The organism is Bacillus sp. AF23, from assembly GCF_020861455.1.
GTDB classification, from domain to species: Bacteria; Bacillota; Bacilli; order Bacillales; family Bacillaceae; genus Bacillus; species Bacillus halotolerans.
Genome location: NZ_JAJHVY010000027.1, coordinates 323,535 through 334,271 on the forward strand (window position 1 = coordinate 323,535; position 10,737 = coordinate 334,271).

The 10,737-nt window shown below is 42.1% G+C and carries 8 protein-coding genes; all 8 read right to left on the reverse strand.

What is annotated here, in order from left to right:
- Positions 1–4: 4 nt before the first annotated feature.
- Positions 5–1,522 carry an NADH dehydrogenase subunit 5 gene (locus LNN34_RS15310; RefSeq protein WP_215510911.1) on the reverse strand — a complete coding sequence of 506 codons (1,518 nt, stop codon included), beginning with the start codon at positions 1,520–1,522 and terminating at the stop codon, positions 5–7.
- Positions 1,523–2,308: 786 nt separating this feature from the next.
- Positions 2,309–2,932 (reverse strand): undecaprenyl-diphosphatase, encoded by a 624-nt coding sequence (locus tag LNN34_RS15315; protein WP_229043760.1) that lies wholly within the window; start codon positions 2,930–2,932, stop codon positions 2,309–2,311.
- 294 nt (positions 2,933–3,226) lie between these two features.
- Positions 3,227–5,029 carry a glutamine--fructose-6-phosphate transaminase (isomerizing) gene (glmS, locus tag LNN34_RS15320; RefSeq protein WP_015252962.1) on the reverse strand — a complete coding sequence of 601 codons (1,803 nt, stop codon included), beginning with the start codon at positions 5,027–5,029 and terminating at the stop codon, positions 3,227–3,229.
- Between the two features lie 428 nt (positions 5,030–5,457).
- Positions 5,458–6,804: a phosphoglucosamine mutase gene (glmM, locus tag LNN34_RS15325; RefSeq protein ID WP_044162156.1), complete on the reverse strand. Its 1,347-nt coding sequence runs from the start codon at positions 6,802–6,804 to the stop codon at positions 5,458–5,460.
- A gap of 18 nt (positions 6,805–6,822) precedes the next feature.
- Positions 6,823–8,277 carry a YbbR-like domain-containing protein gene (locus LNN34_RS15330; RefSeq protein WP_044162158.1) on the reverse strand — a complete coding sequence of 485 codons (1,455 nt, stop codon included), beginning with the start codon at positions 8,275–8,277 and terminating at the stop codon, positions 6,823–6,825.
- Positions 8,270–9,091, reverse strand: a complete 822-nt coding sequence (cdaA, locus tag LNN34_RS15335; RefSeq protein WP_044162160.1) for a diadenylate cyclase CdaA — start codon at positions 9,089–9,091, stop codon at positions 8,270–8,272. The genes LNN34_RS15330 and cdaA overlap by 8 nt, the downstream gene beginning before the upstream one ends.
- A gap of 160 nt (positions 9,092–9,251) precedes the next feature.
- The gene (rsiW, locus tag LNN34_RS15340) at positions 9,252–9,878 is read right to left on the reverse strand and encodes an anti-sigma-W factor RsiW (RefSeq protein WP_059292084.1); all 627 of its coding nucleotides are present in this window, start codon (positions 9,876–9,878) and stop codon (positions 9,252–9,254) included.
- Between the two features lie 13 nt (positions 9,879–9,891).
- Positions 9,892–10,455, reverse strand: a complete 564-nt coding sequence (sigW, locus tag LNN34_RS15345) for an RNA polymerase sigma factor SigW (RefSeq protein ID WP_010332813.1) — start codon at positions 10,453–10,455, stop codon at positions 9,892–9,894.
- Positions 10,456–10,737: the final 282 nt, after the last annotated feature.

Genomic DNA, 10,737 nt, shown 5'->3' on the forward strand with positions numbered 1-10,737 from the left:
CTCCTTATGATAAATATTGTTTAAGGTAGTCTGGATGACTCTCTACTGTCTTGGGTTTTGCTTCACCTAATCGTACTAACCATAGATAGAGTACTGCGAAAAAAACGGAAGAACGATGACGAGCAACCCAAGTACCTAAAGCACTGCCAAATAGCAAGAGACATGCGACAATCATGACAGCTGACATTGGAGGTTGAACACTTTGAAAAATGGTTGTATGCAGCCACTTATAGAAAAGGTTATGAATGATAAAATATACGAGGGCTGCTCCTCCTAAAACAGTGAAGCCGGCAATTCGGCCAATTCGGCCCTCTCCAAAAGCGACAAGCTGAGTCCAAGAAACGGACAATGACCACCCTAAGATCAGCGCACTAATGAATTGATATCCCTCTCCAGGAGCAGCTAGCCAAAAAGCAACGCCTATAACTAAGGATAAAATCCGACCAGCCATGACCCATAAATAGGATGTTCTTTCATTAGTACGAGCCGATACTTCATGACGCCCTACTGCCGAACCAGCCTGTAAAAACAACGTAGCTTTGAATAAACCATGTAAAATAAGATGAATAATGGCTGCGATATAAGCCCCTAGTGCACACTGAATGAGCATAAACCCCATTTGTGCAATCGTGGAGCCTACTAGCTGGCGTTTATAGTCAACCTGGACCAAACTAATACCCGTTCCTATCAATACAGAAATGCTAGCAAGCAGAAGTAAAATAACTGAAGCGATACCACCGTTAAATAGAGGTGAAAATCGAGTGAGTATAATACCGCCTGCATTTACTAAACCTGCGTGCATAATCGCAGAAACAGGAGTTGGAGCAACAATAGACTCAATTAACCATCTTTGAAATGGCCATTGAGCCGCAGGAATGATCACTGCTAATACAATCAATAGATTAATCCCTGTTCTCTCCCATGCCCCCAGTTGAGCTAAGCTATCATTTGTTAAAACCAATGATAGCTGCCATTGACCTGTGACTTGAAAAAGCCAAACTATCGCGAGAAACAAAGAAAGCCAGCTTAACAAAAATAATCGGCCAGTAACCTTGGCTGCTTCACCAGCGACTTGCCAAGCACTGTTTAACCTGATAAGCAGGGTTAAACCGACAAGAGTTGCTCCCCAAGAAATAACCATCAGGCGGAGATCACCACTTAACCACGCAATTGAAGCAGCACCTGTAGTGAAAGTAAAAAGTGTAAAATATTTTCGATAAGAGCGATCACCCATTAAGTAACGTACAGAAAAACGCTGAATGATTAAACCAATTGTAAGAACAAAGAAAGTCATTAACCAAGCTAAGGAATCGAAGTGCCAAGGGCCAACATTCCCATTCACACTCCTATTGGCAAGAATCACTAAGGAAACCAACGGCGGTAAAGCCAAGATACCAATATGAATGCGAACAAAACCCAAGGATACGCGAGGATGTAAAAACAATAGTCCACTTATCCCAGAAGCAATAAGCGTAATAAAAAATAATGTTAATAATGATGACAAACTCAGCGAAACTAACATTCTAAATTCTCCCTTTTTTAAAACTCATTATTGGTCAAAAGACCTTTCAATCAGATCATATTTGTCTATTATTTATTTCAATTTTTATTTATCTCTATTTTTTTCCAACAAAAAAGCCGACAACTTCAAAATTTCAATGATTATGTTAGATCATTGAATCCTGAAAATTGTCGGCTTCACTTCAACTAACTTCTGGGAAGTTTTTTGAAGAGCTACCTTATTATTGGTCATTTTACTTTATACAATATTTTAAGTTCATTCTAAAGGAATGAAATCACTGCTACACTTTAATATAGTGCTTAATTATTTAATAAAATCGACTTATGTTTCTCTTCCATTTAAATTAGGATACTTTTTCATCCTGTCAAGATGAGTTGAAAGGATGCTAAAGACCTAATAATGTAACAAACGAAAATAAACATCTGGGCCGATTATTAAGTTAAGTATAAGATATGCTAATTTTTAAACATTGTCAAGATGTTGGAATACAGAGGTAGATGTCACTTTCCTTAAAAATACCTTCTTTAATATTTTCATATTCTTAAGGCAATCCTAAATATCTGTAAAATTAAACAAACTCCTTTGGCTAAAACTGTAGCTTTAAAATAAAGGTTGATCAAAAATAACACATGAACCTTCAGTTTACGGCAAATTTAAAGAATCCATAGAAAAAAAGATAGATCAAAATGGATTCTACAGCTTTGAATACAGATGGAATCTTTATAAAAGAGTTTATCATTTTAGGTTACGATTTTTTGAACATTAGCACCCGAATGTTGAATAAATCTAAAGGTTTTTTGACTTGTTTTCCTTTCTTTTGAAGCGATAAAGAAGTATGTTTTCACATTTTTCATAAATTTTCATGGTAGTTTGAGTAATATTTAGTTTAGGGAATGTTAAATATATAAAAGTTGAAACTGCTAGGCTTATTAATACTCCTGCTAAAACATCAAAAGGATAATGAACCCCAACCCATATACGGGAGACTCCCACAAGAACAGCTAACAATACCCATAAAATTGACCAGCCTCTCTTAAAGAGCCAGAATGAAATACAATATGAGAAGAATAAAATTGTATGGTCACTTGGAAAAGAATTGTCTTTTTCTTTATGTATCAGTTTATTAACCTCTCCCAATTCAACAAAAGGTTGATAATTCGAGTGAAATACCCCTGAAACCTTCCCTATCGTAAAGGCACAAATGAAAGCGATAGATGCACAAAGAATCATAATTCTATTATCCGTATCTCTTGTAAACCAAATAAAAAGAACACTTATTGCAAGTAAAAAAACCATATACTCAGCAATAAAACTAAATACAGGATTCAAAAAGGGATGTTCTTTTCCTAAGTCATTAACTAGTCTAAACAGTGATATATTAACTTCTGAAATATCCAAACCCAACACCATCCAATCTCTTTTTAGAACATAATAAAAGAAAATTAGATGACCTGCCATCGAATCAAATTACATTATTTGAGATTAAAGTTACATTTTTGTAAGATTGGTGCCACATCATTTATGTAAAAAGGGGGTCCAAAATCAATTGGAATCCCCTTATCATTTTTAGTTACCTGCCTCTTTAGTTAAAATAGAAAAATACCCTTAGACAAAAATTATCTAAGGGAAAAAGCATCGCAACATTTTTATAAACGTCGTAACTTTATTTTAAAGCCGCAAAAACAACCAAAGGGGTTAAACATTTTACTCCACAGTAACACTCTTCGCAAGGTTACGCGGTTTATCAACATCACAGCCGCGATGCAACGCAGCATAGTAAGCGATCAGCTGCAATGGAACAACAGATACCAACGGAGCAAGCGCTGGGTTTACTTCCGGCAGTACGAATCTGTCATCCGCATCGTCTAGGCCTTTCAGTGAGATGATGCATGTGTTGGCTCCGCGAGCGGCAACTTCTTTGACGTTTCCGCGGATGCTTAGATTTACGTGCTCTTGTGTTGCCAGTGCGAATACTGGTGTTCCTTGTTCGATCAAGGCGATGGTGCCGTGCTTCAGTTCGCCGCCGGCAAAGCCTTCTGCCTGGATGTAAGAAATCTCTTTCAGCTTCAGTGCGCCTTCGACACATACGAAGTAGTCGAGGCCGCGTCCGATGAAGAAAGCGTTTCTGGATACAGTCAGGTATTCACGAGCGATCATTTCCATTTCGTCTTTCTGGTCGCAAAGGGCTTCCATTGCGTTTGCTGCGATACCGAGTTCTTTGACAAGATCAAACCCGATATCGATGCCGTTTTTGTCAGCAGCTACAGATGCGAGAACCGCAAGAACTGCGATTTGTGCTGTGTATGCTTTTGTTGACGCAACAGCGATTTCAGGGCCTGCATGAAGCAGCAATGTATAGTCAGCCTCACGGGAAAGCGTTGATCCAGGTACGTTTGTGATCGTCAGCGCTTTGTGTCCGAGTGCTTTGACTTGAACGAGAACCGCTCGGCTGTCTGCTGTTTCTCCGCTTTGAGAAAGGAAAATGAAGAGCGGTTTCTTAGACAGAAGCGGCATGTTGTAAGAGAATTCACTCGCTACATGCACTTCAACCGGCACGTTTGCCCACATTTCAATGTATTGTTTACCGACAAGTCCTGCATGGTAGCTTGTTCCGCAGCCAATGATATAGATGCGGTCCGCTTCCGCTACAGCGGCAGCGATATCGCCAGGCACAGACAGCTTGCCGTTTTCATCTTGATACGTTTGGATGATTTTGCGCATCACAACTGGCTGCTCATCCGTTTCTTTCAACATGTAGTGAGGGTACGTGCCTTTTTCGATATCACTGGCATCCAGCTCAGCGATATAAGAAGCACGTGTAATCACGTCGCCATCAAGGTTTTTGATGACAACTTGATCATCAGTCACGATGACCATTTCTTTATCCATTAGCTCTACATATTCGTTTGTAACTTGAAGCATTGCCATCGCGTCAGACGCCACGACGTTGAATGTATCTCCAAGACCTACTAATAGAGGGCTTTTGTTTTTCGCTACAAAAATCGTTTCTCTGTTGTCGTTATCGAATAAAGCAATTGCATAAGAGCCTTTTAACAGTGTAAGTGTTTTGCGGAACGCTTCTTCTGTCTCAAGTCCTCCATTGACGAATTGCTCGATTACTTGAACGACTACTTCTGTATCGGTGTCACTTTTGAGCTCTACATCTTGCAAATACTCTTGCTTCAGCTGAACATAGTTCTCGATCACGCCGTTATGAACAAGTGTAAAGCGGCCCAGTGCGCTTTGATGCGGGTGAGCGTTCAGATAGCTTGGTTCGCCGTGTGTAGCCCAGCGAGTATGACCAATTCCGGCTTTCGCTTCTACATTGGCATCCACAACTTCACGAAGATCTGCAATGCGTCCTTTTTCTTTGAACACATGGATTCCCTGTTCGTTGGCAACAGCAATACCAGCAGAGTCATAGCCGCGGTACTCAAGCTTCTCCAATCCTTTTAACAAAATTTCCTTCGCATCAAGCTGACCGATATAACCTACGATTCCACACATAATTTCTTCCTCCTAAGATTGTAAAAGGAGACGAAGAAAGTCATTTTTCAAGGGGACTTTCAATCGTCCCCTCCTACATGTTTTATGGAAGATCATGTGATTTCCCTTTGTTCAAGGAGTCGCCTCCTTGGTTTGAAGAAATCCTTACGGCTGTGATCTGCATACTCAGCCGGGAGGCATCCGCCGAAAAATCGATAACCTCCATCCTCGTCAACTAAGCCTTTTTTCGGGCGCTTAGTTCGGGCGCTATAATTATAAGTGAAACAAAATCCCGTCTTTCCTGCCTCTAGAAAACAAGAACAAGACAAGCTTGATTTTACAGCATGTGCCAAGAATGGTCAATTGTTTTTAAACAACTTTGCCGCCTGTCTCACAATTATTATATGTGAGTCGCACTTGTCTTGTTCGCTCTCTGTTTATAGATTTCGTTACTCTAATCCCATTTCCGACCGGACGACTTCAACAATGCGATTAACATATTCATCGCACAGTTCTTTCGTCTTCGCTTCAGCCATCACACGAACGAGCGGTTCAGTGCCAGATGGGCGCACTAAAATCCGGCCGTCGCCGTTCATTTCTTTTTCAACCTCAGAAATAACGGCTTTTACTTTTTCGTTTTCTTCGACTTTATATTTATCAGTTACTCTCACATTGACTAAAAGCTGCGGAAACTTCTGCATTTCAGCCGCAAGCTCTGACAGCGGCTTGCCTGTCGCTTTTAATGTATTCATCAGCATAATGGCGGACAATAATCCGTCACCTGTTGTGTTGTAATCAAGGAAAATTAAGTGGCCGGACTGTTCTCCGCCGACATTGTAGCCGTCTTTTTTCATCGCCTCTACCACGTAGCGGTCGCCGACAGCCGTCTGCACGCTCTTTATCCCTTCTTTTTCAAGCGCTTTATAGAAACCGAGGTTGCTCATGACTGTGGAAACAACCGTATCATCCTTTAAGCGGCCCTCTGATTTGAGGTATTTTGAGCATATGTACATAATTTGGTCGCCGTCAACGATATTTCCTTTTTCGTCGACTGCGATCAGGCGGTCGCCGTCACCATCGAACGCAAGACCGATATCAGCATTTTTCTCTTTTACAAACGCACTAAGCGCTTCAGGATGAGTAGATCCGACTCCGTCATTGATGTTTAATCCGTTCGGAGAAGTTCCCATTGTCGACACGTCTGCGTCTAAATCGGCAAACAAGTGTGTCGCAAGCGATGACGTCGCTCCGTGTGCGCAATCAAGCGCAACATGAATGCCTGTAAAATCTTCGTCGGCAGTCTGTTTTAAGAATTGCAGGTACTTTTGGCCGCCTTCAAAATAGTCGTTTACAAGTCCCAGGTCAGCTCCAACCGGTCTTGGCAGCTTATCCTCCGGTTCATCCATCAGACGCTCAATTTCAGCCTCCTGTTCATCAGAAAGCTTAAATCCGTCTCCTCCAAAGAACTTGATTCCGTTATCCTGCACTGGGTTATGAGAAGCAGAAATCATGACGCCCGCCTCTGCATCCATCGCTTTTGTTAAATAGGAAACACCAGGTGTAGAAATGACTCCCAGACGCATGACTTCTGCGCCAATTGATAAAAGTCCGGCGACAAGGGCTCCCTCCAGCATATGGCCGGAGATGCGTGTATCGCGGCCTATCAGCACTTTTGGACGTTGTTTGTCTTTTGTCAGCACATACCCGCCGAAACGTCCGACTTTAAAGGCCAGCTCAGGCGTAAGCTCGCTGTTGGCAACACCTCTTACACCATCTGTTCCAAAATACTTGCCCATTTTATAATCGCTCCTTTTTTATTCTGATGAAGATTGTGAACCTGTATTTGATTCATCTTCATCCTGATCCTGATTTTGATCTTGGTTTTCGTCTTGATTTTGATCATCATTGTTTTTATCACTGTTCGTTGTATCTTCTCGCTGATTATTCTCTTTGTCATTCGTCTTGTCATCAGTGTCATCCTGGTTCCCTGACGTCGTATTGCTGTTATCTTTTGTTGTCGTATTCGTTTTTTTAGACGTAAGCTTGATTTTTGCGTTTTTCTGCCCCAAGGACCAGGTTACATTTTGAGGCCCGTTTACTTCAAGCTTCACACTATGCTCTCCGTCATCTAAATCAGATACGTTCACATACAATTCTATGTCTGATTTCTGCAGTTTTTTTATGTTGCCGGGAGAGCCTTTGGCCGTAACATCTATCGTTTGTGATTCCGGATCCAGAAATTCAATGTTCTGTGAGCTGCTCAGCCCTACAGTCTTAATAGGGACATTCTCAAACGTCTGATCCGCTTCACTATCTACTTCTATATGCAACGTCACCTTTGACGGCGAGATTTTTTTGACGCCGTCAGGAAGCGGAATATCTGCCTCGATATCAGAATCCTTTTTGATTTTGCTTAAATCTAAGCTGACACCGTCTATAAATTCAAGAGAATCCAAGACATCCTGCGAGCCGTAAACCGTCACCTCACTGGGACTTGATTCGATATTCGCTATGCTGACACCGTCAGGAAGGCTTCCTGTCCGCTCAATTTTAAAGGGCACTTTTTTACTCGGACTTGTCACCGGAACGGTAATTTTGATGACCGAGGGCTCCACATCGACAGGAAGCGCGTTTCCGTCTTTATCATAGACAGTCACTTTCGCTTCCTTTTCAATCGTTTCATCTGCATTTTCCAGGTTTACCGAAGCTTTCACAAGAGAAATATTATCAATCACGTCTTTAGAACCTGTAATCTGTACATTTTTAGGACTGACAATCGGCTGCTCCGGAGAATAGCCTTTTTTCATTTTGCTTTTGTTGTAATACTCCACTTCAACAGGAAAGCTTTCTGTCGTGCGTTCTTGAATGGTGACGGTCGTCACGGACGGATTAATGGATATCGTCAGCCCATCCGACACGTTTTTGGCCTTAAGCTCGACCTTATGTGTGCCGGTTTTCAGCTTCTCCATATCCGCGTATATCTCAAAATTCTTTGTCTGTCTCGCCTTCTTCACGGCGCTTGTCGGACCTTTTATCGTGACATTCACCGTTTGCGGAACGCCCGTCACGACATAATTTTCATCATCGTAATATGCTTTAACCGGTATATCAGTCAGTGTTGCCTCATCAGTTGTAGATGTCGGAAAAAATGATTCACCTGGTTTTTTCGGAGTTGGTGCTTGGTTGCTGTTAACCGCTACATAAAGCAAGAGCGCGAAAAGCAGCGCAATGACTTTCACAGCCCAGCGGTTGTTTAAGAATTTATCCATTTTTCTTGCCCCTCCAATACCAACGGTTAGAAGAAGTCTCTCTGGTGTTCTTCTTAAACTCTGCTTCAAGCATTTCTTTCAGCGCTTCTTCCGTCAGCTCTCTGTGAAGGTCGCCATTCCTCGCCACACTGACGCCGCCGGTCTCTTCAGACACGATAATCGTCAAACTGTCTGTAACTTCACTGATTCCGACAGCCGCTCTGTGCCGCGTGCCCAGTTCTTTTGAAATGAACGGGCTTTCAGAAAGCGGCAAATAACAGGCGGCAGCGGCAATTTCATTATTTTTCATAATGACCGCTCCGTCATGAAGCGGTGTATTCGGGATAAAAATATTGATCAAGAGCTCAGAGCTGACCTTTGCATTCAAAGGAATGCCCGTTTCAATATAATCCCCCATACCCGTATCCCGCTCAATGGTTAAAAGGGCGCCGATCCGGCGTTTCGCCATATAATTGATCGCTTTCGTTATAGCATCAATTGTTTTCTGCTGCGCTTCCTCAACCGGCGTGCCGCTCCTCGAGAAGAAACGGCCCCGTCCAAGCTGTTCAAGCGCTCTTCTCAGCTCAGGCTGAAAGATAATAATAATTGCTAAAAATCCCCATGTTATCGCTTGGTCCATCAGCCACTGAAGCGTGCCGAGGCCCAAATATTGACTGGCCATACGGACTAGCACGATCACAACGATTCCTTTTAAGAGCTGAACCGCCTTCGTGCCGCGTATCACCATAATCAGTTTATATATCACATACCAAACAAGGAGAATATCAACGGCATTGCCGAGGTACTGCAAAAAAGGGATATCCTCAAAAGCCATTTCCTCGTCCTCCAAGAATTCAGTCATTTCGTATTTTGAAGTTTAATGTGTTACGCATATGTACTTTACATAGCGAGCCCATTATACCACATTTCGTTTTGGCAAGTGAAATATGCCAGCCGTTTGAGAACCTAAAAAAGAGTAAAGCGCACCACACGCTTTACTCTTCTCCGTTCGGGTCTAATGCATTGAATACACTTTTCCCCGCAGACTTCATTTTATACCATGTCCAGTCGAATAATTGATTAATCTCCTCAATTTGACCGGTGACTTGTCCAGCAGAGGCCATATACTTTTCTCCGTTTACAACGGTGACATCCCCGTCTATTTTCCCTTTAATAATCAGCTTGCCGTTTTTGACGGTGACATCACCTTTGACCGTCTCACCTTCAGGCACGATCACAGTATTGTTTTGCACGACCAGATTCGGCTGCTTCGACACGCTGAAGTTGTGGTCATTGTGCCAGCTGTTTAACAATCCTCCGCCCATCAAAATGATGAATACCGCAGCAGCCGCGATAACCGGATGTGATCTGAACCATCTTTTCACAGAAGCTCTTTTCTTCTCCTTAGGCAATTTTGCCATGACGTTAGCGGTAAAATCGGCGGGGGCTTCGACATGCGATGTGCTCCGGACGAGCGCAATGGATTTTTCCATCTCATAAAAATGCTTTCTGCATTCCTCGCATGCCTCCAGATGTTCTTTTAATACTTGTTCATCTTTCGGAAGGATATCTCCATCAAGATGCATATGCATAAGCTGCACAATTTGTTCAGGACAGCTCATTTCATCACCCCACTTAAAGATCCCTTAATTGTTTTCTAAGAGCCTCTCTGCCTCTGTGAATCCGCGTTTTTACAGTCCCCACAGGAATGTTCAGAATCTCGCCGATTTCAATTAATGAGAGTTCATCAATATACTTTAATACAATGACAGTTCTGTATTTGTCAGGAAGCTTTAATATTTTCTGCTGAATTGTGTGTGAAAGCTCCAGCGATACGACTGCATCTTCAGGCAAAACTCCATCTGCGGCGATTTGGGAATACATCGTCAAGCCTTCTGTACCCGCCACTTCTGCATCGAGGTAATAATCCGGCTTCTTTTTGCGAATGCGGTCAATGGTCAAGTTGGTCGCAATTCGATAAAGCCAAGTTGAAAATTTCCGGTTGATATCAAAACTGTCGATATTGACGTACGCTCTGATGAAAGCCTCTTGTGCGATATCCTCCGCCTCATGCACATTGCCAAGCATACGGTAGCAAAGCTGATAAATTTTATCCTTGTAAATATCTACGATGTCCGCAAATGCATTTTGATCGCCTTTTTTGACTTGCTTAATTCTCTTTTTAATCATCATTTCCATATTTATCTAACCTCTGCCTTCACCGGTCTGTATGTATACGAGCTTCGTTTCTAAAGGTTTCAATTTTTTTATAAAATAAGTTTAACAAATTTTTGGCAGGGTGTAGATGGCAATTTGTGAATAAACTACCTTAACATATTTTTAAAATTATTATACAGACTGAACAGTTAGAAGTTGGAATGATTTTTCAAAAAGAAAAAAGACACCTTTTGATCAAAGGTGTCTGTGACTGGGCTAGCTGGATTCGAACCAACGCATGACGGAGTCAAAGTCCGTTGCCTT